The sequence below is a fragment of the Bacillus cereus group sp. RP43 genome, from assembly GCF_040459645.1.
In the GTDB taxonomy this organism is placed as follows: domain Bacteria; phylum Bacillota; class Bacilli; order Bacillales; family Bacillaceae_G; genus Bacillus_A; species Bacillus_A mycoides_C.
In genome coordinates, this window is record NZ_JARVHQ010000001.1 from 631,353 (window position 1) to 653,550 (window position 22,198).

Genomic DNA, 22,198 nt, shown 5'->3' on the forward strand with positions numbered 1-22,198 from the left:
GGATATAGTAGGAATACAATATTCAATATGGAATGTCATATTATATTGGCTGTATTTTGGAAATAACATGTAAGGACATCTTAGTTTTGTTATAATAAACACATAGGTTGTAAAAATGAATATTCTTACTGAAAAGGGAGATTTTTAATTTTCCAAGTAGTGAATTTGAAATATGAGGTATATCATAGGAGGAATTTGGATGTCTGTATTTAAACGATTAAGAGATTTAACAATGTCGAATGTGTATTCATTAATTGAAAAAGCTGAAGATCCAGTTAAGATGACGGATCAATATTTACGCGATATGCAAGCGGATGTACAAGAAGCTGAGAAAAGTGTAGCAGCTCAAATCGCACTTGAGAAGAAATTTAAAATATTATTTGAAGAGCAAGAAGCACTTGTGAAAAAACGTGAAGAGCAAGCTCATATGGCTGTTCAAGCTAGTAACTTAGATCTTGCGCGCCGTGCTTTAGAAGAAAAACAAAATGCAGAGCAAAAGATGAATGAGTATAAAGCAAGCTATGAGCAAAACAAAGCTGCTGCTGATAACCTTCGCCTTAAGCTAGAAGAAATGCGTAAACAATTAACAGAGCTGAAAAATAAGCGTGAAACACTTGTAGCACGTGTAAATGCAGCGAAAGCACAAAAGAATATTAATCAGGCGATGTCTGGATTCGATTCAAATTCAGCAAAAGCTGGTTTAAGCCGTATGGAAGAGAAAGCACTTCAATTAGAGGCTGAAGCAGAAGCAAGCGGTGAAATTTACAAGAAAGAAAAGTCGTTAGATGATGAATTCGCAAGCTTAAACAAAAATTCTGTTGTTGACGATGAATTAGCTCGTATTATGAAGCAGTACGAGAAATAATATAGAATAGACAAAGAAACCGACATGTCTGAAGAGAATTCATGTCGGTTTTCTATTACTATTTTAGAGGAGGTTTTGTAATGACGTGGATGAATGTTTTAGCTATGCTTGTATGGACTGGAGCGAGTGCGGTACTTTTATTTGCAATTATGTGGGTTGATTCGATTTTTACAAAATACAATGATTTAAAAGAGATAAAAAATGGAAACACAGCAGTGACAACACGTTTCGTTATGAAATTATTCGCTCAAGGATACATTTTGTCACAATCGATTACGAAAGCAAATGATTTGTGGCAAGCGCTTCTTGCCTCAGCAGTTTCTTTCGTTATTTTATTAGTTGTAGAAATGTTCATTGAGTTTGTGTTAAAGAAGATGTCTGGTTTAGATTTGGAAGAAGGAACGAAAGAAGGCAGCGTAGCACATGCGATGTTAGCTGGTTCATTACATATCGTTGGGGCACTTATTTTAGGTGCTTGTTTATAAAGAGAAAAGGAGGGATAGATTGTGAGCTTATTTAAACGTATTAAAAATATAATGAAAAGCCCAGAGCCGCCGAAACCAGAAAAGAGTCTTTTGACATTAGCTCCTGGCGATATGATTGAAGTGTCGTTAGTGATGTACGAATTAACTGGGAAAACGAGCATGCATTCTCGCAAAGAGATTGTTTTAACTTTGCAGGACGGGAAAGATATTCGTTATTTAAAAATTGAAGACCGTGAAAATACGTATTACAAATTGTATACACCGATTGATGGTCGTTTAGATTCAATCGATGAAATTCCGACGACGATTGAAATGGATGATATAGAGTATCATATGGAAGAACAATATAATGGACGTGTTGTTGTTATGGGGAAAACGCCATTCGCTGCTTCAGAAGAACAGTACGTATGGGAATTCCAGTCTGACAACCGCAAATTATTACGTGTTGAATGGCAAAATGGTCGCACAATGATGTATGAGGGAGAAGCAATTATTCCTGCTGATGTACAAATCATAAGAGCAACATAAGGGGGGCGTAATCATGTCAAACCGATTGTTTACCATGATTAAATCGTTCGTGATCCCTATACTTGCTATCGTTACATTACTTGTTATTGCCGGCTATGCTTTATCGGGCTGTCAAAGTGGTCAGGCGAAGTCAATTCAGGACCGTTATCCGCTAGAGTCTGTCGCAAAGGATGGTAAACAAGAATCTTACGTGTATAGGGCTGCCAATCGGTCAGTTCCTGAAGTCGCAAAGGAACTTATAGCCGAAAGGAAACCGAAGCAAGCATCTAAAGAAGACGAAAATCAAATGTTCCTCGTTTATTCTGATAAAATGTATAATTTGCAAAAGGATAAAGAGAAACCATCTGATACGTTAATTGAAATTAGTAATGAAGAATTTGTCCGTCAAAATTACCAACCATCCTTCTTACAAGGATATATTATGGGGAGTATATTAAACGATATATTCGGTTCACGAAAATCATCATACGGTGATTATCGCGGATATAACGACAGACAAAATCATAAACCGGTTATCCCGGAAAGACCACCTACGAAAGAAGAAAAGAAAACCCCGCCTCCAATTACGAAGGAAGGGAAAGGATCTATTATTAAGCGAGGCGATAATGTAGATTCGAAATCATCTGTAGGTGATAAAGGGAGTATTACGGAAAAAGGAAGTAATACGACGCCTCCGCCTCCTACCGGAAGCAAAGGAAAAATTACAAAAACACCCGGTGGTTCAAGCGGATCAGATGTGAAGCCGAAATCATCTATTAAAACGCCGCCAAAGAATACATCTCCCCCGAAAACAAGGGTTGGTGGTTCTGGGAAAATTACGAAGAGAAGATAGTATAGAGACCGAAAAGTGGAATTTGCTTTTCGGTCTTTTTTATGGGGATTTATTCCTTGTGTCTGGTACACTTAATATATAAGGAGGGATTCGTATGACAATGTACAAAAGATTTAGTTTGATTATGTTCCTCGTCTTATTCCTCAGTTTGTTCATTAGTACAACGATGAAATTTCACTTTATAGTAGGTATTCTATGGATAATATGTACATGTACTCTCTTTCTGTATTTTCCGCTTCGCTTTCAACATGAAGTAAACGCCTTTCAAAAGTATGTAGATTGGGTTAAGAGAGGAGGAAAGTGGGGGGAGTGAAAATATATCAGCGATTATTAGAATATATCGACTTACCGACAAAAACTGATAACGGTAGCAACTTAATAATAAGGAGAGGCTGTGCCAAAATTTTGGCACAGCCTCTTTTTTCATAATGATTAATGAATATCACGTTTCTTGAAATTACCGCCTTTTACTTCTGCTACGTCATAAACTGTAATAAAGGCATTAGGATCGATTTCATTAATAAGGTCTTTCATTTTACTTTCTTCTAAACGGTTAATTACACAAGAGATTTCTTTAAATTTCTCTCTTGAATAACCGCCGTAAACTTCATTGTATGTTGCGCTTCGGCCTAAACGATCACGAATTGTTTCAACCATTAGTTCAGGTTCTTTTGTGATGATTTTAAATGTTTTCGAACCACTTAAACCAACTTCAACAATATGAATCACTTTAGAAGCGATAAAGTAAGCAATTGCCGAAAGGATAGCTCCTTGAAGACCAAATACTGTTGAAACAAAAATAAAGACAAACATATTTAAGAATAAAATAAGGTCACTTGTTCCAAAAGGTAACTTACGAGAAAGTAATACAGCTAGCATATCGATTCCATCTAATGCGCCGCCGTTACGTAATGCTAGTCCCATACCGAAACCGATAATAATACCACCAACAACTGTAACGAGTAATGTATCACCTTCAATAATAATTGGTATTCCGTGCATGACAACGGTACCTATTGCTAATGAAGCAATCCCGATAATAGAATAAATTGCAAAACTTTTACCAATTTGTTTATATCCTAACCAAACGAAAGGAATGTTAATAACTGCGATTAGAGCTCCTAATGGCAATCCAAATAATCTTGAACTAACGATACTTAAACCAGTTACACCACCGTCTGATACGTTATTTGGAATTAATACCGATTCTAATCCATACGCTGTGATAAATGCCCCAATAATAATCATCAAAGCTTTTGAAGCAATTTTTAGCTTATTGGGCTTGTTTTTGATAATTTTCTCCATGTAATTTCCTCGTTTCAAACTAGTTTCTTATTTGTTACGTAATTCACACCTACATTCCATTTTAACATTTAATTTGAAAAAATTCTCCTTTAATGGATGTATGCAGGGAATATTATCACCATATTATCTTTAAAATATTTTTGAAATAAGTATAAGAAATCCCATCCTTATGAAAGGATGGGAGAATGTTAAGAAACAATAAAACTAAGGACTGTTAGGAATAAAGCGAAACCTAAAATAGTCCCGCACACTTTCATATGGCGCTTACGTCCCATTACAACAATTGCGACATATTCACGAATCATTGCGTTAGGCCAGTAATAAAATGCTGTTTTTGATCCAATTCCCTGGCTATTAAGACCAGCTTGTCTTGCATATATACCAGCGCGGAAAAGATGGAAGTTGTTCGTTGTAAAGATACTTCTATACTTACCTTCTGGTTTTAAAGAATCCATAATTTCTTTAGAGAACGACATGTTTTGATATGTGTTGACAGAGCGATTTTCCTGCACTGTATGTTCAATCGGAATTCCTTTTTCAACAGCATATTTTTGCATTGCTTCTGCTTCAGGAAGACCTTCATCTGGACCTTGCCCACCAGAGAAAATGATTGTTGGTGGTGTATTTACAGAGGCTTGTTTCCAATAAAAGTCGATTGCTTTATTAATGCGACTTGCAAGTAAAGGTGGTACTTTATCATTAATTAAGCCACTACCAAGAACGATGATGAAATCTTGATTACGTCTAGGTCTATTGAATTGATATAAAAAATATGCGCTTAAGAAGTTAGACAAATGTACAAAGAAATACATAGTTATAAGCGAAATCGCAGTGAAAATAAATTGAAAATGCTCTGAGAATAAATTTGCTGGATTTATGATAGCGAGCATAATAAAGAATAAAATCCCTAAAGCAGCAATTAAAGTTAAAGAGTTTGTGAAGCGTCTTCCTTCACGTTGCATTAAAATTTTTGCATTAAGAAATAGTCCAAACATTAAAGCGACTATAGCAAAAGGTATCATTACAATTAGCGCTAACAGGGGAATAATAACGATAAAATGTAAAGAGTTACTACCAGACTCATATGAGGCTATAGCGCAAAATAATAGAAATGAACAGAAAAAGGCATTAAATAAAAAGCCATTTATTATTTTTCGTGGATCTTTTAAATATGAGATAAGAAAAATAATAAGTAATATAAGAGGAATGATTCCAAAATACATAATATAGTACACCTCAATTTGTATAAGAATTTGACATACCTTTTATATTACATGATTTTATAATTGGAAATGAAAGAAAAAGGATTTTGAATTTTCTCGATAAAATATATTGGATAAATATGTTAAAATGCATTTAAGGCAATATGTTAAAAGTAAAATGGTTGAAAAGGCACTCGGTAGAGTGTCTTTTCTTTTGGGTATGTAATTGTGCATATTGTATTTGTTTTCAAGGAAAGAGGATTAAAATATAAGTTGTGGATACACGCTATAAAGCAGAATTTTATACAAACATTTCCCTCTACTTTTTGTATCTAACAATCGTATAACAATAAATAATTCTGTTTTATAGTGTCTTCTTTGAAGGCACTTTTTTGTTGTTTAGTATAGATAGTTTTCACTGTTAACGTAGTGGAAACTATCTATACTAAACATTAGCAATCTTCGGTATAAATATTATCAATTTACTATATATTCCAATGATGTTAAGTTGAATATGAAAGGCTTTCTTTTTCAAAATATTACCCCTAATAAATTTTTGAAGAAGTCAACTGTCTCCAGAATTGCCATTCATGCTTAGCAAAAAGAATCCTTCGGGATTCTTTTTTGTGTTCGACACAATATGACAAAAAGAATTTATATAATTTGTTATATTGTTAAGTGGTTATTATGGAAAAGAGAAGGAGATTCAAATATGGGGTTAAAAAAATTACTTTTAACAGGTGCAATTGTTGCGACTACAGCATTTACTTCAATTGGGACGGCGCAGGCAAGTATAGAGTTTAAAGATGTTCCAAACAATCATTGGTCTTATAAGGCAATTATGGACTTAGCAAATAAAAACATTGTTGCTGGATATGGAAATGGGATTTTTGGGTTTGGTGATGATGTAACTCGTGAGCAAGTGGCAGCCCTTATGTTCCGTCAATTAAAGCCAGCAGTAAAAGAACAGTATAATAATCCGTATAAAGATGTTACTGATCGTTCGACTCTGTTTAAAAAAGAGATTCTTGCTTTAACAGAGATGGGTGTATTTGCTGGAGATGGCACAGGGAACTTTAGACCGAAAGATTCGTTAACTCGCGATGAAATGGCACAAATTTTAACAAAAGGGTTCCAATTGCAAATAAGAGGGGATCATAATTTCCCGGATGTAGATAGAAATGGATGGGCGAATCCTGCGATTACTGCAATTAAATCAAATTATATTACAGCTGGAACTGGTGATGGTAAATTCGCACCTAGAATGCATGTAAGTCGTGAGCAATACGTTCAGTTCTTATATAACGCGACATTACCGCTTGAAGAAAGACCAGGAGCCGGACAAGAACAACCACAACCAAAACGCTTTGCTAACTGTAAAGAAGCAAATGATGCTGGGGTTTACGATATTACAAGAGATAGTCCTTATTACGGTAAGCATTTAGATCGTGATGGTGATGGAATTGCTTGTGAGAGAAATAAGAGCGGTAAATAAGAAAAAGCACTCAGGCTGAGTGCTTTTTCTTATTTACACATGCTATTTTTTTAGACGATTCTCATAGAATGGGAGTAACGGAATGAAAGTAGGTGACAAAATGCCAGCTATTGTTGAAGGTGTTATTATTGAGAACTGTAACGGGACAATTAACTTAGGTGATAAATATAACGTACATCCGATTGAAAAGACGAAAGCTTATAACGGATCGGGATCTTCAAATACTGGATTAAATGTGAGAACATTCAGTGGTATTAGTACGGCAGATGTAAATGATAACGATTTAAATGATCAAGAAATTCAGTTTACTTTATAGAAGCTATATGTAAAATCGCATAAAGTGATGTATTTGCTCTGTGATACAATGGAGTTGTTAGTGATACTTCTTTATCATAGTTGTTAAACCAAAATATAACATCGTATCGAAAATCATACGTATAAGTAAAAAAGACACTTCGCTCGAAGTGTCTTTTTCATTTTAGTGATATCCTTTAGCAGAGTCTTTATGAATTTTATCTTTAAATATGCTGTAGCTCCAAAGTTGATATCCAATAACGATTGGTACCATGACCATTGCAACGAAGAACATAATTTTTAAGTTTAATTCACTACCTGCTGCGTTGTATAACGTTGTGCTGTATGCGTCGTTAATACGTGATGGTAACATTCTTGGGAACATACCTGCAAAGCCAGTTGTCATAAACATTGCGATTGTTAAGCAAACGAATGTGAATGCAAGGCCGATTTTATGTTTGTACACCATAATAAGTGCGAGTACACTCATTAACATTGCAAGTATTGGAAGAATGAATAGTACAGGATATTCCGTAAAGTTGTGGAATAAATTTGTACGATTTGCAGTTGCTACATAGAAGATAGCTAAAATGATAGCAGCTGCCATTGAAAATGGTCTTGCGATTTTATAAGCGCGATCAGATACTTCACCAGTCGTTTTAATCATAACCCAAAGGGCACCAGATACGACGAATATAGCAGTGAAGAATAGACCACCTAAAATACCATAATGGTTTAATAAGCTAAGTAAATTTCCTTCATAACCGTTTTTTCCAATTTGTAGTCCGTAATATAGGTTAGCGAATGTAACACCGAATAAGAAGGCGATTAGGAAACTACCAATTGAAAATGCCCATTTACAAGTTTTTTGCCAAATTGGTGAATCGTCTTTATGCATAAATTCAAGTCCAGCGGCACGAGCAAATAGTGCAAGTAATACTAAAAATAGTGGTGTATATAGGTAGCTAAACATATTTGCATATGTGACTGGGAAGGCAGCAAATGTTGCACCACCAGCTGTAATTAACCATACTTCATTACCACCCCAGAACGGGCCGATAGCTTCTTGTAATTGATTTCGTTCTTGACGATCTTTCGCAACGAATGGGAAAATCATTCCGTTACCGAGTGCGTAGCCATCAAGAATGAAGTAAACTGTCCAAATTACGCCCCATAAACCGAACCAGATGATTGCAAGCATATCATGAGACATGAGCTGTACCTCCTTCAGTAGCAGGCTCTTCTAATGCAGCTGGTCCTTTTTTTGCGAACTTCAGCATTAAGTATACGTCTGCAATTAAAAGTAAAGTGTAGAACAATATTAAACTAATTAATGAGAACCAAATTTGTGGAACTGATATAGGTGATACAGATTCTGCTGTACGCATTAGTTTATAAACTGTCCACGGTTGACGACCTACTTCAGCAACAATCCAGCCAGCATTAATTGCAATATAAGGAAGTAAGACAGACCACATTGTAATTTTTAAATAACGTTTTGAGTTTTCTAGTTTTCCTTTTCGGTTTAAATAGAAACCGAACCAAGTTAATGCCATAAAGAACATACCAAGTGCAACCATTAAGCGGAAGCTATAGTATACGAGGTTAACATTTGGACGATCTTCTTTCGGAATATCTTTTAAACCAACAATTTCTCCATCAAATGAGTTTGTATAGAAGAAACTGCCGAGTTTTGGAATTGTAAGTAGTTCAAAGTTCTTTTCATTTTTTACATCAGGAATTTGAATGATTGAGAAACCTTGTCCTTTTCCAGTTTCCCAAACAGCTTCCATTGCAGCTCCTTTTGCTGGTTGGTATTTAGCAGCTGATACACCTGATTGGTGACCCATAAAAGGTGTAATTGTTGCTGCGAATAATCCTAATATTAAACCAAACTTAAATGATTTTTTGAAGAAATCGACTTCATTTTTACGTAATAAGTGATAGGCACTAATTGCCATAACGAAGAAAGCACCAACGATATAACAACCAATTACAGTATGGAAGAACATGTTCCAAGCATATGGATTTGTAACAAGTGCCCAGAAATCATTTAATTCAGCGCGGCCGTTACGTACTACGTAGCCAACAGGGTTTTGCATAAAACCGTTTGCTGTAATAATCCAAAGTGCGGAAATATTTGTTCCAAGTGCAACCATCCACATACAGAAGGCACGGAACTTTGGTGAAATTTTGTCTTTACCGAATAACCATATTCCCATGAAAGTAGATTCTAAGAAGAAGGCAACGAGTGCTTCGATTGCGAGAGGCGATCCAAAAATATCCCCCATATATTTGGAGTACTCAGACCAGTTTGTTCCAAATTGGAATTCCATCGTAATCCCGGTTATAATCCCCATTACGAAGTTAATTGTAAATAATTTACCCCAGAAATTTGCCATTTTGCGGTATGTTGGATTCAATGTGCGGGCGTATTGAGTCTCCATACATGCTACCAAAATAACAAGTCCGATTGTCAAAGGTACAAATAAAAAGTGATAAAAAATAGTAATTGCAAATTGAAAACGACTCAGTAACAGAACGTCGGACATAATAAATATTCACTCCTTTTTTACATTATCTACAATCAGTTTATAGTGAAAAAACGTTTAAAGTATGTGAGACTTGTTACAAAGGTGTGTGTATATTTTGAAAGAATTATGTCGATTATCTGAAAATATCCTATTTTTACTATAAAGCAATATCCTTTTTGAGTTTTTCAAATTTTGGTACACTATATATGTAGTGTAAATGAGAGAAAAGAGGGTTCTTTACTATGAAGTCATTAGAAGAGATTTTACAATACAATGAAAAATTTGTTGAAGAGAAAAAATACGAAGAGTATGAAACAGGAAAATTTCCAAATAAAAAAATGGTGATTATCTCTTGTATGGATACTCGTCTTGTTGAATTATTACCGAAAGCAATGAATATGCGTAACGGTGATGTGAAAATTATTAAAGTAGCAGGTGCTGTTATTTCACATCCGTTTGGAAGTATTATGCGTAGTATTTTAGTCGCTGTATATGAGCTTGGAGCTGACGAAGTATGTGTTGTCGGTCATCATGATTGTGGTATGGCAAAAATTCAAGCAAGCAGTACAATTGAAAAAATGAAAGAGCGCGGCGTAACAGAAGAGAAATTAGATACACTTCGTTATTCTGGAATCGATTTAGAAAGATTCCTACAAGGATTCTCTAGCGTAGAAGAAAGTGTAGAACATAGTGTGTCAATACTTCGCAACCATCCGTTACTTCCGGAAGAAGTACCTGTTCACGGTCTTGTTATAGATCCTGACACAGGAAAATTAGATCTAGTTGTGAATGGTTACGAAAATTAAGAATGTATATTGTCATCCTTTTTATCTGGGACAGGATCAAATCCTCCCGGGTGGAAAGGGTGACATTTTAATATACGCTTACAAGTAAGCCAAAAGCCTTTGAGTGCACCATGTTTTTGAAACGCCTCTAATCCGTAATGAGAACAAGTCGGATAAAAGCGGCAAGTTGGTGGTGTCATCGGAGAAATGAACTTTTGATAAAAGCGTATAATCCCAATAAAAATCTGTTTCATAATGGTCTCCTTTTCAGCATAGTCTTAAAGTATTATAGCACGACTGTACATAATACTTTACTAATGTTGATTTCCGTTATATCATATTGGATATAACGGAATTAAATTAAAAGCGGGAGAGATGTTGTATGCCATCAGTAGAAAGCTTTGAATTAGATCATACGATTGTAAAGGCACCTTATGTAAGACATTGCGGAGTTCACAATGTAGGTAGTGACGGTATTGTAAATAAATTTGATATTCGTTTTTGCCAACCGAATAAACAAGCAATGAAACCAGATGTTATTCATACGTTAGAGCATTTATTAGCATTTAATTTACGTAAATATATTGATCGTTATCCGCATTTTGATATTATCGATATTTCACCAATGGGTTGCCAAACAGGATATTATCTTGTTGTAAGCGGAACACCAACGGTTCGCGAAATTATTGATTTATTAGAACTAACATTAAAAGATGCGGTTCAAATTACAGAAATTCCAGCTGCAAATGAAACACAGTGTGGCCAAGCGAAGCTTCATGACTTAGAAGGAGCAAAACGCTTAATGAACTTCTGGTTAAGCCAAGATAAAGATGAACTTGAGAAAGTGTTTGGATAGAAGGAAAAAACTGCCTGTGAAAGGGCAGTTTTTTATTTTGTTAAGAGAAAACTTACTCTTCTTTTTATGAAAGTATACTAGATACTCCAACATATAAAATAAAGGCAGAACAGAGAAAATAAACAAATGCTTTTGCTTTTTGCCGCTCTTTTATTTCATCAATTCCAAAAAGGATAAACATAATACTTAAAAGGATAAATACGAATGGTAAAAGCGTAGAGAATTTTGCAAAGAGGTTAAGTAGAGCGAGAATGAGGGCAATAGTTGCTAGTATAATTCGAATGTTTTTTAACATGAAATCCTCCTTTAGTGAAAGTAAATCGATATTAAAACGAAGAACATAAGAATAGAAACGAAAAAATACGGAATACTCATTGATTTTCGTCCGGATTTCAGTTCATTAATTCCTAGAAGAATAAAGATAAAGCTGAGAGTAAATTGTATGTATGGGAGAAGTGTGAAATTATCGGTAATAAGAGAATAAGTGCAAAGAGAGAGTATGATAAGCGTGAAAAACATGAGAAAAATCCGTAATCCAGTTAGCATTGTACACCTCCTTTAAATAGACTATTTAACGAAAAATTTCTGAGAAGCCAAGTAATAAAGCAGCAGCGCCAGCTATGAAAGCAAGTGTGCCACTAGATTGTTTATGTTTTTTAATTTCTTCTAGACCCATAGTGAAAGCCATCAAACCTAAGAAAATGAACATGTAAGGCATAATGTCTCTGTTGCCGCTGATAAAACTATAGATTGCTATAGATAAAGCGGTAAATGAAAAAGTAATTCGAAATCCGAAATCCTTTTAACATAAAGGACCCTCCTTCTATTTTATCCCGCTATTTGTGGGCAGTAAGACTCCCATCTCAGAATTCGGCGAATGCGAGGAAGTTAGGTGGGAGATAACTGCCCGTAAAAGTCCGATTGGTGAGGGCTAATAATCAGTGGGGGATGGACAAAACCCCCACTGATTAAAGTTTCACTTTATGTAGGTAATGATGAGAACAAGCCAAATGAAAGCACCAGTAACAATACAAATAAATCCGGTTCCTGAATCCTTCTTTTTTATTTGCTCAATTGCGATGAGAAACATTAAAGCTCCTAATAGAAATTGTGAAATTGGTAGAAAGTTATTTTGACCTGTCAGTAAACTAATAGCGGATATGATGATGACACTGAGTGCGATTAAAATGCGTAGTGTATTATGAATTCTCTTTACTGTTTTTTGTATAAGGGTTATCTTCTGGTTTATCAATGGAATGTTTATATGCATAGCCTTTATTAATCGTCATAACGGAGAGTACTAGTACGACTAGGACGATTATAATACCGATAATTACTATTTTAAGCATAAAACCCCTCCTTTTCTTTATTTTACATAATTTTGTAATTGATGAAAACAATAGAAATTAAAAGGATGAAAGAAGGGTGTTACATGGAGAATAAAAAAACATATTATATATCAGTTGGAAATGGTCAAATTTCGCAAGTGAAGACGGCGGATACGTATAATTTTGAGATTTATGCAAATGACGAGGAGATTACGGAGTTAAGAGAGTATTTTGATCAAGCATATAAAGAGGACTTAGGTTCGTTTGTACGCTCCCACGTTCCATTCGTTGAGTATCATCACGATTCGAATAATGACCGGTATGATGAACAACTACAAAAAGCATATAAAATGATTTATGATCTAGGAAATCATGAAACGAAAGAATTAGTCGCGCAAATGGGAATAATCAATGGATTGTAATTGGATAATATTATGCAGAAAAGCGAGAATATGCTACAATTTGTGGTAGGAAAAACTTGTAATCATCAATAGGGGAGTAATGGCATGTACAAATTTAAAGATTATTACCACAACACTGTACAATTATCGTTTGAACGTTACCCATTTTCTCCTGAGCCAAAGCATGTTTGGGTTGTATGCCGGTACGGGGATCAATGGTTATTAACGCATCATTTACGCCGTGGTCTTGAATTTCCAGGTGGTAAAGTAGAACTTGGGGAAACACCGGAAGAAGCGGCAGTTCGAGAAGTTCATGAGGAAACCGGCGGCATAGTTTCTGATTTAACTTACTTAGGGCAATACAAAGTATCCGGAAAAGACAAAATAATCATTAAAAACATTTATTTTGCAACAATTAGTGCGGTAGAGCAACATACGCATTACGAAGAAACGAAAGGGTCTGTTTTATTAAAAGACATTCCTGATAATATTAAAACTGATAGAAAATTTAGCTTTATTATGCGCGATGATGTATTAGCGCGTACGATGAAACATATAGAAGAAATCGGCTGTTTTACGAAGTAAAATGGCCGGTTTCTTTTTTTGTTTCAAAAAATGGTGTGAATATATCGTTACATTATGGGCTATTCTCTACCTCTAAAAACGAAAGAACCTCCAATAAATCATCCACCACACGTGAATGCTCAAAGTCACCCCAAAATAAATCTCTCTTCCAAACGCCAAAAATTCCTACTTGTTCAGAACCGAGCGCATCGTTTTCTGGATGATCTCCAACGTAAAGACATTCTTCGGCTTTTACATTCAGCTTTTGTAAAGCACGTTCGAAAATTTCAGGATGAGGTTTTTTGACTCCTTCTGCTTCTGAAACGAGAATTGTATTTGTATACGTATGTATGTTTAATGCTCGAAGGTTGCTCATCTGAAATTCAGTAAAGCCGTTTGTAATTATACCAATTTTAATGTTTCGCTGTTTTAATTGTTGAAGTAGTTCATGCATGTTTGGGAAGGGAATACAATGATGTTGGAAGTTTGTAATGTAGTCGTGCAACAGTTGCTCTTGCGTTAAAGTGGTAATGTTGTATTCGCAAAGGAGAGTGGAGTATACCTTATCTTTCCATGTGTAACCATTATTATCAAGCTCGAGAAAACGAGAGCAATACTCGAATTTTTCTATGTTTATCAAATGAAAGGCGAAGCGATTATATTGATCACGAATAAATTGCTCTAGAGATTGGCGACGATCTAATAGTGTTCCATCTAAGTCAAATAAGACTGCTCGAATCATGGGAAACCTCCATAAAGTTTTTATAATTAATTATCGCATATTCGTTAAAAAATGATTATGATATTTTTGTAGAATGGAATAATGGAGGGGCGTATGAAGAAACTGTATGGAAAATTAGTGTGTTTTATGATTTCAACGGGCTTAGTAGCTGGATGTGATATGTCGGAGCAAACTTCGAAAAGAGAGAAAAAAGATGTGTGCGAAACGACAGAAGAATGCACACAAATAGGTGATAAGACGCTTCAAAAAGTGTATAAAAAGATAGATGGACTTTCAGAACTTGAAGTACTAGAGGATTATGATTTAGAAGGACATTCAAGTAACGATATGAAAGAAGCAGAAATGAAAAAAGAGGATGATGAAAATTATTTCTTTTTAGCTTCTTATTATATTGATGGTGATGAAATTGTAGACCCTTATTTCGATAAACTAGATCGTAAACGATTGAATAAGGTTTTTGCTGAAGATAAAGAAGCGAAAGAAGAGGTGCTGGAACAACGTCAAGATAGAGGGTATCATGAATCGTTATGGGAGATGTATAGCACGCTTATTCCAGCTAAGTATCGCACTGACATAAAAGAGTTTGATATGGTAACAGATGGTTACGACGGAATTGTCGCCCACGTTATGCCGAGTGTAGAGTATCCGAAAGAGTGGGCCCTTAGTTTAGATACGCTTGATTCAGCAGTAAATATTGATCAAGTGATGAAAACATTAATACATGAGACGGCTCACATATTGACACTGGGACATAAACAAATACCAGTAAATGAAAAATACTTAAAGGCTTTTGAAGAAGATAAAGATATTTCATCATACCAAAATAAATGTAAATCTCTTTTCTTGCAAGAAGGATGTGCGAAGGAGAGCTCTTATATAAATCAATTCCACAATTTGTTCTGGAAACCAATTGAGCCGGAGTGGACAGAAAAGAAAGTGGAAGAAAGCGAAGAAGCTCAAATTGAATTTTTTAAAGAGAAACAAAATGAGTTTGTTTCACTGTACGGGACGACAAATGTAGCAGAAGATATTGCGGATACATTTACAGCGTTTATTTTACAAGATTCAAAAAAGGTGAAAGAAGGGACAGAATTAAAATATAAAAAAATTGCCTTCTTCTATCAATTCCCCGAGCTTGTAAAAATGAGAGCGGAAGTGTTAGCGGGATTATATGATGTTTCGAAAACGATAGAGTAACCAATTGGACATGAATGTGAGCTATGTATCCGATATATTTTAGCCAAGGGAAAACGTGAAGAATTTTAGTTCTTTACGTTTTTTATGTTGAGAAAGTTGAAAATTCTGTCTTTTTGAAAAAAGAAGAAGGAACTAGCGTTATAAAAGAGAATTAGTATAAAAATGTCACAATTTAGACACAATTATAATGCGCGTGTTGTAGGGACTATAAGTTTACTCTCGAGGAGGTAATGAAACGTATGAAAACGATTCTTGCTGTTGCTGGTCTCATTTGGGTAATGTCTCACGGTTTTCCGATTTTTGAAGGGGAGCAAATTCGTAGTGCACTAAATAAAAAGTTCAACGATTATCATGTAATAGATCGAAAAGATAATGTCGTTACAGTACGTGTGAAAGACTGTTTCCATACAGTTACGGTTGCTAATGGGAATGTTACAGATGATTCGAAAATGTGTGATAAAAGGTAAAAGAAAGAAGCTGACTCTAGCGTATCGTTTTGAGTCAGCTTTTTTTTCGTTTTCCAACAAGGAGTTTTTCAAATGCCTCGACAAATATATACATAAGAGTTGCGAGGACGCAAGTGAGCAATACACTGAGTAAGACAAGTGTGAAGTTAAAGACTTGGAATCCGTAGCTAATTAAATAGCCAAGTCCTTGTTTAGAAACGAGGAGTTCCCCGAAAATAACACCGACCCACGATAAGCCAACATTCACTTTTAACGTTGAAATAATCGCAGGGAAAGATGCAGGGAGAATAACGTGCTTATAGCATTGCCATTTATTTGCGCCAAATGTGTCCATGACCTTTATATAGTTGGAATCGACTTCTTGAAATGCGCTGTAAATAACGAGAATGGTAATGATGATGGAAATGATTACTCCCATTGCGATAGAAGATGAAATGTTTGGACCAAAAATAACAATGATAATTGGACCGAGTGCAACTTTTGGCATTGCATTTAGGACGACGAGATAAGGATCAAGTACCCGTGCCAAAAGTGGCATCCACCAAAGGAAAGTGGCAATAATAGCTCCGAGTACAGTTCCGAGAATGAAGCCTACTCCGGTTTCAAGCAATGTCGTCCATATGTGAATCCAAAGTGAACCGTCAATCCATTTCGTTAAAAAGAGATCCCAAATACTTGAAGGAGAGCTAAAGAGTAGAGGATCAATCCATTCTTTTTTACTAGCTATTTCCCATAGTGCAAAGAAAAGAACAAGAAGTACAAGTTGTAAAGAGCGAGCTAACCATGCATGTTGTCTTTCTTTTTTTCGAAACTGTTCATGTAGTTGTTTTATATTATCCAAGTCGTTCCAACTCCTTCCATATTTCTTGGAAGAGGGATGGGAAGTCATGGTGATGGCGTGCTTCTAATGGCGATAAGGAACGGATACTTTCTGGGACGATGAACGTTTTTGCAATTTTTCCAGGGTTCGCCTGCAGCAAATAAATACGATCACTCATCGCAATTGCTTCTTCAATATCATGTGTCACAAGTAGGGATGTTTTCTTATATTTACGTAGTAATGTGAAGACGAGATCTTCTAGTTTTAATTTTGTTTGATAATCGAGAGCGGAAAATGGTTCATCTAGCAATAAAATTCTTGGATCGGTCGCTAATGTTCGAACGAGGGCAGCACGTTGACGCATACCGCCGGATAGTTCATGAGGGTATTGCTGTTCTATATCATATAGGCCGACTTGTTTTAAAAGTTTTAATGTATGTTCTTTCGTATTTTCACCATAAATCTTTCGAATATGAAGTCCGAGCATAATATTTTCTTCAATTGTTTTCCAAGGAAACAAGTAATCTTGCTGGAGCATATAGCCCATAGATGGGGTCTTAGTTGTAATCGGTTCACCATCTAAAAATACGATACCTTCAATTGGATCGAGTAGCCCCGCGATGATGGAGAGGAGTGTTGTTTTTCCGCAACCACTTGGACCAAGGATTGAAATAAATTCGCCTTCTTCTACTTGCAAACTTATATCTTCAAGAATAAGTTTGGCATTTTCTTTTGCAAAAAAGCAGTGAGAAACGTTACGTATTTGTAAAAAGCTCATACACTTCGCCTCTATTTCTTAATAACGCTTTCGGCAATTTTTGTATTGACGAGCGCTTCATGTGGAACTTCTTTTTGTAATTCACCAGCTTCTTTCATAATCGTTTGGAGCTGTTTCCATTCTGCATCATCTAATAATGGATTTGTCGCATAAGAATGTTGTTTTTTGTAGCGCTCAATTACTTTTACTGAAATGTCTTTTGAAGTGTCTTTAAATAGTGGTGAAACGGCATCGGCAATCTCTTCTGGACTATGTGTATCAACCCATTGCTGCGCTTTATAGAGTGCGCGCGTGAATTTTTCAGCAGTAGCTTTATCTTTCTTTAAGAAACTTTCTTTTGCCATAAACGTTGTATAAGGAACAGTGCCAGATTCAGCTCCGAAAGAAGCGACGATATAACCTTTTCCTTCTTTTTCAAGTATACTTGCAGTCGGTTCAAAGAGCTGTACAAATTCTCCTGTACCAGATGCAAAGGCATTTGCAATGTTAGCAAACTCGATATTTTGAATTAAGTTCGTATCTTTGTGAGGGTCAATGCCATTTTTCTTTAAAACGTATTCGCCAACCATTTGTGGCATACCGCCTTTACGTTGTCCTAAAAACGTAACACCTTTTACGTCATTCCAATTAAAAGAGTTTAATTTTTTACGTGAAACTAAAAATGTCCCATCTGTTTGTGTAAGCTGTGCGAAGTTAATAACAGGGTCTTTTGCTCCTTGTTGATGAACGTAAATAGACGTTTCAGAACCGACAAGAGCAATATCAATTCCGCCAGATAAAAGAGCGGTCATCGTTTTATCTCCGCCAGCTGTTGTTTGTAAGTCAATATTTAATCCTTCATCTTTAAAAAATCCCTTCTCAATTCCAACATATAACGGGGCATAGAAGAGAGAATGGGTAACTTCGCCGACACGAATGTTTTGAGTTTGATCTTTTGTATTTTCTTTTTTGCTACTACAAGCAGCGAATGTGAAAACAGCTAGTAACATGATGCAAAAAACAGCTATTAATTTTTTCACTATATGACACCTCCTAGAAGTCAATCTACAAGCATGATATGTAGGTAAGTGCCCATATGTGAGTATATATAGCAGGAATTTTTTAGGCAATAAAGAAGTACAAATATAAGGGGTGATAAAATGGATTACGAATACGATGATAGCGTACATTTACATCTTGATTATTTCGGAACTGAATGTGATATGGAATCGATTGCTTATAAGAGGAAGCATGAAGACGTGTGGGATGTGTATTTTAATTTTGGAGTATACGGTATTCAGAAAAATGATGTAGAGGCAGGGATGTTTATGGACGAATATGCCGGTTATTACGTTTTTTCTGTACATGCTCGTGATTTGAGCTGGGAATTTGGAAGTGCACAGTTTGAGGAATGGGTCTTGAAGAACCATATAGTAGAAAGAACGCTTCAAAAATAGGGAGGAATTTCGTGGTTGAATTTCTCATCTTATTGTTTATTTGCGTAACTGGAATTTACATCATGCAAGTGCTCACTTACCGATTTGCAAAGAAAAATATTCATAAATACAAAAGATTGAAATTGGTTCATATGTGGTTAGATATGACTATGAAAAAGGGTCCGAGATTAGATTTTTTTGATTTTGTACTTATAGTAATCGTAAGTATCATATGGAAATTATGGATGCTTCCTCTTGTATAGTAAACATGCTAATCATCGTATCCTAATAAATTATGAAAAGAACCTGTCATATGACAGGTTCTTTTCTATTTGTAGCATGTAGTGTTACATGGGAAATCCAATGTATACGACAAATTACGACAAGGGGATTCATATATATTTGTTATTCTATTAAAGGTCATTATTTGTAATGTATATATAGGAGGATTTTTTAATGTTAAAAAAATTATTATTATTTTTACTTACGGGCTTATGTGTAGTTGTTTTAACAGCTTGTAAAGATGAAGAGGAAAAGCTGAAGGCAGCGGAAGAACAGAAAATAGATGAGAAGAAAGTTGAAGAAGATAAGAAGGTAGAAGAGGAAAGCAAACAAGAAGAGCAGCAAAAGGAAGAGGAAGAAAAACGTAAGCAAGAAGAACAACAAAGGGCAGAGGAAGAAAAGCGTAAGCAGGAAGAGCAGCAAAGAGTAGAGGAAGAAAAACGTAAGCAGGAAGAGCAGCAAAGAGTAGAAGAAGAAAAGCGTAAGCAAGAAGAGCAGCAAAGAGTAGAGGAAGAAAAACGTAAGCAAGAAGAGCAGCAAAGAGTAGAAGAAGAAAAGCGTAAGCAAGAAGAGAAACAGAAGATTCAGCAACAGCAGTCGGCACAACAAGAGAGAACACAGAAACAAGAAAAAACAACACAAGCAACAGGTGGGAAACCGACAAGATCACAAATTTCGGTCGGTTCACATGTAGTTATTCAATTGGATAAAGATTATAGTAAAACAGTGAGTGGTGTTGTGAAAGATATTTTAACAAATACAGAAACACATACGTACGGAATTAAAGTTCGATTACAAGATGGACAAATTGGCCGTGTGCAAAGTGTAGGTTAACAAAAAAGAACTTGTATACGATACAAGTTCTTTTTTCATAGTATTTAACGGGGTAACCAGACAAGCTGGGTTTAGGGAGTATTACTTGTACATTTAGTATAAATTAAAATAGAATCGTTTTAACGATTGATTTGTGAGAAGTGTGTGAATTTTTTGTTTAGTGTATAATTTGTTTAATGCGTAAAAAAATTCTTTAAGATTGCTAAGCGTTTTTTATTTAAATATATATTAAAATTTCAGAAAAATCAGTTACAATAAAGTTGAGTGTAATTTTAAAAAAAGAGGTGGGATATTGAAGAGTTTTTGGGGCGAGAAAATAACAGAATTTATCATTAGTATCGCAGTTATTCTTACTGTGAGCTACGTACCATTCTATTTCTTTCTAGGAAATAAGCTTGATTTTATTACATATTTACAGAGGTTAGCTTCTCCAAAGGAGATTGCACATATTGATACGAACACTATGCAGTCAATTCCCTTTTTTGAACGGATCATTGAACCTTATACGTATTCTATGACTATTCTTTTTATCGCTACTTGTTTAACAATTATCCTTTCAATTGGCCTTTCATTCGTATACTTATTAGTTTCTTCTAAAATTAAGCAGTGGATTGAGAGATGTTTAATTTTAATAGAATCAGTTCCAGATTTGTTATTAATTTTTAGTTTACAGTTATTTGTTGTATGGATTTATAAACAGACAGGATATCGCTTCGTTACTATTTATGCGTTTAATGATGAACGTGCCTATTTCTTACCTATTATTTGTATGACTATCGTTCCAACTCTTCATTTTTTCCGTGTTATCGTTTTATTTTTAATGGAAGAGAAGAATAAGCCTTATGTGGAATTTGCTCGTGCAAAAGGATTTAGTAATAAATATATACTGTATGTTCATTTATTACGTAATATTATGTACCATCTATTAAATCACTTGCAGCCGCTTTTTTTGTTCATGATTTCAAGCCTTTTAATGGTAGAGGGAGCTTTTAATATTACGGGATATATGTCTTTCTTAATAAGGGCAGGCACTTTAAATCCTTTAACGATGGCATGGTGGATTCTTTTATTATTTGTTCCATTCTATATTCTATTTGCTATTATACATTACCGAGTGAATCGTATTACAGGAGGGGCTTCTCATGATATATAGAAACTTTGGCTCCAAACGTTTTTTGTGTGGTGTCCTTTACTTTGTAGGGATTGTTGTAATTAGTTATCTTATTACATGGTTTGGTAAGGATTTATATATGAGTAAGACAATTTGGCTGAAAGATGCGAATGGGGATGTTATTGCTGCAGCTCCGTTTAGTCCGCTTACAATACCACCACTCGGTACAGATCGTAACGGTTTTAATTTATTTTTTCAATTATTAGTAGGTGCAAAGTTTACAATATTATTTGTATTTGGCGTATGTGTTGTACAAGTGTTTCTGGGCACTATATTAGGTGTAGCATTAGCTCATACACCATCTATAGTACAAAATTTATTTCAAAAAATATGTAAAGTGTATTTCTTTATTCCGACAGTGCTATGGGCGATTTTATGGATGTTTCCAATCATGTTACACAGTCAATTAACTGGATTTAATATGGATATTATTATAAAGCAGTTTACAGTTCTTTGTTTTGCGCTGTTACCAGCTGTTATTCTTTATGTGAATCAAGAAATCAATTTATTTATGAAAAATGAGTTTGTTACAACTTCGAAAATATTAGGTGCTTCAAAGTTTCGGATTATTAGAAAACATATATGGTTGTATTTAAAAGAAATTCTTGTCGTTCTTTTTTTACAGCAATTTGTTCAATTATTTACGTTATTAATTCATTTGGCGTTCTTTGGGATTTTAATAGGGGGACGAGGCGTAGATTATGATACGGGAAAACCATTCTCACTTACGAATGAATGGGCTGGTTTAATTGGTCTATACAAAAGTGAATTTTTAGCAGCACCATGGATTGTCATTGCACCACTACTATTCTTTACTGTTTCTATATTCGTTTTACATATGATGATTAAAGGGATAAAGAAAGAGCACGGTAACAGTCTATATTCTATGTATAAAAAGACAAAGAATGAGCCATATGAGCAAAGACAGGAAAAGAAGGACATAGATAAATCATTGTTCATTCCGGTGTCTTCTAGATCGATAGAAAAAGGTAGTTAAGAAAAAAGAATTTGCCGTAAG

At 35.1% G+C, this 22,198-nt stretch carries 31 protein-coding genes; 18 read left to right on the forward strand and 13 right to left on the reverse strand.

Annotation, left to right across the window (positions count from 1 at the left end; all coding sequences use genetic code 11):
• The first annotated feature begins 199 nt into the window (after positions 1–199).
• The 5 genes from QCI75_RS03250 (at position 200) to QCI75_RS03270 (ending at position 3,023) form a co-directional block, all read left to right on the forward strand.
• The gene (locus QCI75_RS03250) at positions 200–865 is read left to right on the forward strand and encodes a PspA/IM30 family protein (protein WP_002015754.1); all 666 of its coding nucleotides are present in this window, start codon (positions 200–202) and stop codon (positions 863–865) included.
• A gap of 80 nt (positions 866–945) precedes the next feature.
• A complete protein-coding gene (locus QCI75_RS03255) occupies positions 946–1,350 on the forward strand; it encodes a DUF350 domain-containing protein (RefSeq protein ID WP_000220084.1) in 405 nt (134 codons plus the stop codon).
• A 21-nt stretch (positions 1,351–1,371) separates the two neighbouring features.
• The gene (locus tag QCI75_RS03260) at positions 1,372–1,878 is read left to right on the forward strand and encodes a DUF4178 domain-containing protein (protein ID WP_000051748.1); all 507 of its coding nucleotides are present in this window, start codon (positions 1,372–1,374) and stop codon (positions 1,876–1,878) included.
• Positions 1,879–1,891: 13 nt separating this feature from the next.
• Positions 1,892–2,710: a DUF4247 domain-containing protein gene (locus QCI75_RS03265; protein WP_144506731.1), complete on the forward strand. Its 819-nt coding sequence runs from the start codon at positions 1,892–1,894 to the stop codon at positions 2,708–2,710.
• A gap of 94 nt (positions 2,711–2,804) precedes the next feature.
• On the forward strand, positions 2,805–3,023 hold the full coding sequence (locus tag QCI75_RS03270) for a hypothetical protein (RefSeq protein WP_144506730.1): 219 nt from the start codon (positions 2,805–2,807) through the stop codon (positions 3,021–3,023).
• A 119-nt stretch (positions 3,024–3,142) separates the two neighbouring features.
• Here QCI75_RS03270 and QCI75_RS03275 read toward each other — a convergent pair whose 3' ends face one another.
• Both QCI75_RS03275 and QCI75_RS03280 read right to left on the reverse strand, forming a co-directional pair.
• Positions 3,143–4,015, reverse strand: a complete 873-nt coding sequence (locus QCI75_RS03275; protein WP_016135528.1) for a YitT family protein — start codon at positions 4,013–4,015, stop codon at positions 3,143–3,145.
• 188 nt (positions 4,016–4,203) lie between these two features.
• Positions 4,204–5,238: a YdcF family protein gene (locus QCI75_RS03280; protein WP_353759964.1), complete on the reverse strand. Its 1,035-nt coding sequence runs from the start codon at positions 5,236–5,238 to the stop codon at positions 4,204–4,206.
• 691 nt (positions 5,239–5,929) lie between these two features.
• On the opposite strand from QCI75_RS03280, the gene QCI75_RS03285 reads away from it, so the two are divergent.
• Positions 5,930–6,712, forward strand: coding sequence for an S-layer homology domain-containing protein (locus QCI75_RS03285; protein ID WP_144505779.1), 783 nt, complete (start codon positions 5,930–5,932; stop codon positions 6,710–6,712).
• Between the two features lie 82 nt (positions 6,713–6,794).
• On the forward strand, positions 6,795–7,028 hold the full coding sequence (locus QCI75_RS03290; protein WP_144505780.1) for a spore germination protein: 234 nt from the start codon (positions 6,795–6,797) through the stop codon (positions 7,026–7,028).
• A gap of 162 nt (positions 7,029–7,190) precedes the next feature.
• Here QCI75_RS03290 and cydB read toward each other — a convergent pair whose 3' ends face one another.
• Positions 7,191–8,219 carry a cytochrome d ubiquinol oxidase subunit II gene (cydB, locus tag QCI75_RS03295; protein ID WP_144505781.1) on the reverse strand — a complete coding sequence of 343 codons (1,029 nt, stop codon included), beginning with the start codon at positions 8,217–8,219 and terminating at the stop codon, positions 7,191–7,193.
• Positions 8,209–9,558: a cytochrome ubiquinol oxidase subunit I gene (gene cydA / locus QCI75_RS03300; protein ID WP_144505782.1), complete on the reverse strand. Its 1,350-nt coding sequence runs from the start codon at positions 9,556–9,558 to the stop codon at positions 8,209–8,211. The genes cydB and cydA overlap by 11 nt, the downstream gene beginning before the upstream one ends.
• Before the next feature lie 224 nt (positions 9,559–9,782).
• On the opposite strand from cydA, the gene QCI75_RS03305 reads away from it, so the two are divergent.
• Positions 9,783–10,346, forward strand: a complete 564-nt coding sequence (locus tag QCI75_RS03305; RefSeq protein ID WP_002089163.1) for a beta-class carbonic anhydrase — start codon at positions 9,783–9,785, stop codon at positions 10,344–10,346.
• On the opposite strand, the gene yidD is transcribed toward QCI75_RS03305, so the two are convergent.
• On the reverse strand, positions 10,343–10,579 hold the full coding sequence (gene yidD, locus QCI75_RS03310) for a membrane protein insertion efficiency factor YidD (RefSeq protein WP_144505783.1): 237 nt from the start codon (positions 10,577–10,579) through the stop codon (positions 10,343–10,345). The two genes, QCI75_RS03305 and yidD, sit on opposite strands and share 4 nt — an antisense overlap.
• Before the next feature lie 128 nt (positions 10,580–10,707).
• Between yidD and luxS the strand changes: the two genes are divergently transcribed.
• The gene (gene luxS, locus QCI75_RS03315) at positions 10,708–11,181 is read left to right on the forward strand and encodes an S-ribosylhomocysteine lyase LuxS (protein WP_001141369.1); all 474 of its coding nucleotides are present in this window, start codon (positions 10,708–10,710) and stop codon (positions 11,179–11,181) included.
• A gap of 64 nt (positions 11,182–11,245) precedes the next feature.
• On the opposite strand, the gene QCI75_RS03320 is transcribed toward luxS, so the two are convergent.
• The 4 genes from QCI75_RS03320 to ytzI form a co-directional block, all read right to left on the reverse strand.
• Complete coding sequence (locus QCI75_RS03320; RefSeq protein WP_144505784.1) at positions 11,246–11,476, reverse strand: YczI family protein; 231 nt, start codon at positions 11,474–11,476, stop codon at positions 11,246–11,248.
• A gap of 276 nt (positions 11,477–11,752) precedes the next feature.
• The gene (locus tag QCI75_RS03325) at positions 11,753–11,965 is read right to left on the reverse strand and encodes a YczI family protein (protein WP_353761485.1); all 213 of its coding nucleotides are present in this window, start codon (positions 11,963–11,965) and stop codon (positions 11,753–11,755) included.
• Positions 11,966–12,157: 192 nt separating this feature from the next.
• Positions 12,158–12,388 (reverse strand): DUF3953 domain-containing protein, encoded by a 231-nt coding sequence (locus tag QCI75_RS03330; protein WP_144505812.1) that lies wholly within the window; start codon positions 12,386–12,388, stop codon positions 12,158–12,160.
• Positions 12,381–12,530 carry a YtzI protein gene (gene ytzI / locus QCI75_RS03335; RefSeq protein ID WP_144505787.1) on the reverse strand — a complete coding sequence of 50 codons (150 nt, stop codon included), beginning with the start codon at positions 12,528–12,530 and terminating at the stop codon, positions 12,381–12,383. Before ytzI ends, QCI75_RS03330 begins: the two co-directional genes overlap by 8 nt.
• An 83-nt stretch (positions 12,531–12,613) precedes the next feature.
• Here ytzI and QCI75_RS03340 point away from each other — a divergent pair, with 83 nt between their 5' ends.
• Both QCI75_RS03340 and mutTA read left to right on the forward strand, forming a co-directional pair.
• Positions 12,614–12,931: a hydrolase gene (locus QCI75_RS03340; protein WP_144505788.1), complete on the forward strand. Its 318-nt coding sequence runs from the start codon at positions 12,614–12,616 to the stop codon at positions 12,929–12,931.
• Between the two features lie 84 nt (positions 12,932–13,015).
• Entirely contained in the window at positions 13,016–13,495 is a 480-nt protein-coding gene (mutTA, locus tag QCI75_RS03345; protein ID WP_002015736.1) for an antimutator 8-oxo-(dGTP/GTP)ase, read from the forward strand.
• A 52-nt stretch (positions 13,496–13,547) separates the two neighbouring features.
• Here mutTA and QCI75_RS03350 read toward each other — a convergent pair whose 3' ends face one another.
• Positions 13,548–14,216: an HAD family hydrolase gene (locus tag QCI75_RS03350; protein WP_144505789.1), complete on the reverse strand. Its 669-nt coding sequence runs from the start codon at positions 14,214–14,216 to the stop codon at positions 13,548–13,550.
• 93 nt (positions 14,217–14,309) lie between these two features.
• Here QCI75_RS03350 and QCI75_RS03355 point away from each other — a divergent pair, with 93 nt between their 5' ends.
• Positions 14,310–15,413, forward strand: a complete 1,104-nt coding sequence (locus tag QCI75_RS03355; protein ID WP_144505790.1) for a M35 family metalloendopeptidase — start codon at positions 14,310–14,312, stop codon at positions 15,411–15,413.
• Between the two features lie 239 nt (positions 15,414–15,652).
• Entirely contained in the window at positions 15,653–15,880 is a 228-nt protein-coding gene (locus QCI75_RS03360) for a hypothetical protein (protein ID WP_144505791.1), read from the forward strand.
• 34 nt (positions 15,881–15,914) lie between these two features.
• On the opposite strand, the gene QCI75_RS03365 is transcribed toward QCI75_RS03360, so the two are convergent.
• Genes QCI75_RS03365 through QCI75_RS03375 form a run of 3 tightly spaced genes read right to left on the reverse strand, consistent with a single transcriptional unit; the run spans position 15,915 to position 18,497 of the window.
• Positions 15,915–16,721, reverse strand: coding sequence for an ABC transporter permease (locus QCI75_RS03365; protein ID WP_144505792.1), 807 nt, complete (start codon positions 16,719–16,721; stop codon positions 15,915–15,917).
• Positions 16,714–17,478, reverse strand: a complete 765-nt coding sequence (locus QCI75_RS03370) for an ABC transporter ATP-binding protein (RefSeq protein WP_144505793.1) — start codon at positions 17,476–17,478, stop codon at positions 16,714–16,716. The genes QCI75_RS03365 and QCI75_RS03370 overlap by 8 nt, the downstream gene beginning before the upstream one ends.
• Positions 17,479–17,489: 11 nt before the next feature.
• Positions 17,490–18,497, reverse strand: a complete 1,008-nt coding sequence (locus QCI75_RS03375) for an ABC transporter substrate-binding protein (protein ID WP_144505794.1) — start codon at positions 18,495–18,497, stop codon at positions 17,490–17,492.
• 120 nt (positions 18,498–18,617) lie between these two features.
• On the opposite strand from QCI75_RS03375, the gene QCI75_RS03380 reads away from it, so the two are divergent.
• The 5 genes from QCI75_RS03380 (at position 18,618) to QCI75_RS03400 (ending at position 22,177) form a co-directional block, all read left to right on the forward strand.
• Complete coding sequence (locus QCI75_RS03380; protein ID WP_144505795.1) at positions 18,618–18,914, forward strand: DUF3986 family protein; 297 nt, start codon at positions 18,618–18,620, stop codon at positions 18,912–18,914.
• Positions 18,915–18,925: 11 nt separating this feature from the next.
• Positions 18,926–19,156 (forward strand): hypothetical protein, encoded by a 231-nt coding sequence (locus tag QCI75_RS03385; RefSeq protein WP_070145228.1) that lies wholly within the window; start codon positions 18,926–18,928, stop codon positions 19,154–19,156.
• A gap of 193 nt (positions 19,157–19,349) precedes the next feature.
• Positions 19,350–20,009: a YwbE family protein gene (locus QCI75_RS03390; protein ID WP_353759965.1), complete on the forward strand. Its 660-nt coding sequence runs from the start codon at positions 19,350–19,352 to the stop codon at positions 20,007–20,009.
• A gap of 292 nt (positions 20,010–20,301) precedes the next feature.
• On the forward strand, positions 20,302–21,162 hold the full coding sequence (locus QCI75_RS03395) for an ABC transporter permease subunit (RefSeq protein WP_144505797.1): 861 nt from the start codon (positions 20,302–20,304) through the stop codon (positions 21,160–21,162).
• Positions 21,152–22,177 (forward strand): ABC transporter permease subunit, encoded by a 1,026-nt coding sequence (locus QCI75_RS03400; protein WP_353759966.1) that lies wholly within the window; start codon positions 21,152–21,154, stop codon positions 22,175–22,177. Before QCI75_RS03395 ends, QCI75_RS03400 begins: the two co-directional genes overlap by 11 nt.
• Positions 22,178–22,198: the final 21 nt, after the last annotated feature.

Bases quoted from the DNA above. Each gene is read 5' to 3' on its own strand.
- QCI75_RS03250 (WP_002015754.1), top strand. From the start codon at position 200: ATGTCTGTATTTAAACGATTAAGAGATTTAACAATGTCGAATGTGTAT.
- QCI75_RS03255 (WP_000220084.1), top strand. From the start codon at position 946: ATGACGTGGATGAATGTTTTAGCTATGCTTGTATGGACTGGAGCGAGT.
- QCI75_RS03265 (WP_144506731.1), top strand. From the start codon at position 1,892: ATGTCAAACCGATTGTTTACCATGATTAAATCGTTCGTGATCCCTATA.
- QCI75_RS03270 (WP_144506730.1), top strand. From the start codon at position 2,805: ATGACAATGTACAAAAGATTTAGTTTGATTATGTTCCTCGTCTTATTC.
- QCI75_RS03275 (WP_016135528.1), bottom strand. From the start codon at position 4,015: ATGGAGAAAATTATCAAAAACAAGCCCAATAAGCTAAAAATTGCTTCA.
- QCI75_RS03280 (WP_353759964.1), bottom strand. From the start codon at position 5,238: ATGTATTTTGGAATCATTCCTCTTATATTACTTATTATTTTTCTTATC.
- QCI75_RS03285 (WP_144505779.1), top strand. From the start codon at position 5,930: ATGGGGTTAAAAAAATTACTTTTAACAGGTGCAATTGTTGCGACTACA.
- QCI75_RS03290 (WP_144505780.1), top strand. From the start codon at position 6,795: ATGAAAGTAGGTGACAAAATGCCAGCTATTGTTGAAGGTGTTATTATT.
- cydB (WP_144505781.1), bottom strand. From the start codon at position 8,219: ATGTCTCATGATATGCTTGCAATCATCTGGTTCGGTTTATGGGGCGTA.
- cydA (WP_144505782.1), bottom strand. From the start codon at position 9,558: ATGTCCGACGTTCTGTTACTGAGTCGTTTTCAATTTGCAATTACTATT.
- QCI75_RS03305 (WP_002089163.1), top strand. From the start codon at position 9,783: ATGAAGTCATTAGAAGAGATTTTACAATACAATGAAAAATTTGTTGAA.
- yidD (WP_144505783.1), bottom strand. From the start codon at position 10,579: ATGAAACAGATTTTTATTGGGATTATACGCTTTTATCAAAAGTTCATT.
- luxS (WP_001141369.1), top strand. From the start codon at position 10,708: ATGCCATCAGTAGAAAGCTTTGAATTAGATCATACGATTGTAAAGGCA.
- QCI75_RS03320 (WP_144505784.1), bottom strand. From the start codon at position 11,476: ATGTTAAAAAACATTCGAATTATACTAGCAACTATTGCCCTCATTCTC.
- ytzI (WP_144505787.1), bottom strand. From the start codon at position 12,530: ATGCTTAAAATAGTAATTATCGGTATTATAATCGTCCTAGTCGTACTA.
- QCI75_RS03340 (WP_144505788.1), top strand. From the start codon at position 12,614: ATGGAGAATAAAAAAACATATTATATATCAGTTGGAAATGGTCAAATT.
- mutTA (WP_002015736.1), top strand. From the start codon at position 13,016: ATGTACAAATTTAAAGATTATTACCACAACACTGTACAATTATCGTTT.
- QCI75_RS03350 (WP_144505789.1), bottom strand. From the start codon at position 14,216: ATGATTCGAGCAGTCTTATTTGACTTAGATGGAACACTATTAGATCGT.
- QCI75_RS03355 (WP_144505790.1), top strand. From the start codon at position 14,310: ATGAAGAAACTGTATGGAAAATTAGTGTGTTTTATGATTTCAACGGGC.
- QCI75_RS03360 (WP_144505791.1), top strand. From the start codon at position 15,653: ATGAAAACGATTCTTGCTGTTGCTGGTCTCATTTGGGTAATGTCTCAC.
- QCI75_RS03370 (WP_144505793.1), bottom strand. From the start codon at position 17,478: ATGAGCTTTTTACAAATACGTAACGTTTCTCACTGCTTTTTTGCAAAA.
- QCI75_RS03380 (WP_144505795.1), top strand. From the start codon at position 18,618: ATGGATTACGAATACGATGATAGCGTACATTTACATCTTGATTATTTC.
- QCI75_RS03390 (WP_353759965.1), top strand. From the start codon at position 19,350: ATGTTAAAAAAATTATTATTATTTTTACTTACGGGCTTATGTGTAGTT.
- QCI75_RS03400 (WP_353759966.1), top strand. From the start codon at position 21,152: ATGATATATAGAAACTTTGGCTCCAAACGTTTTTTGTGTGGTGTCCTT.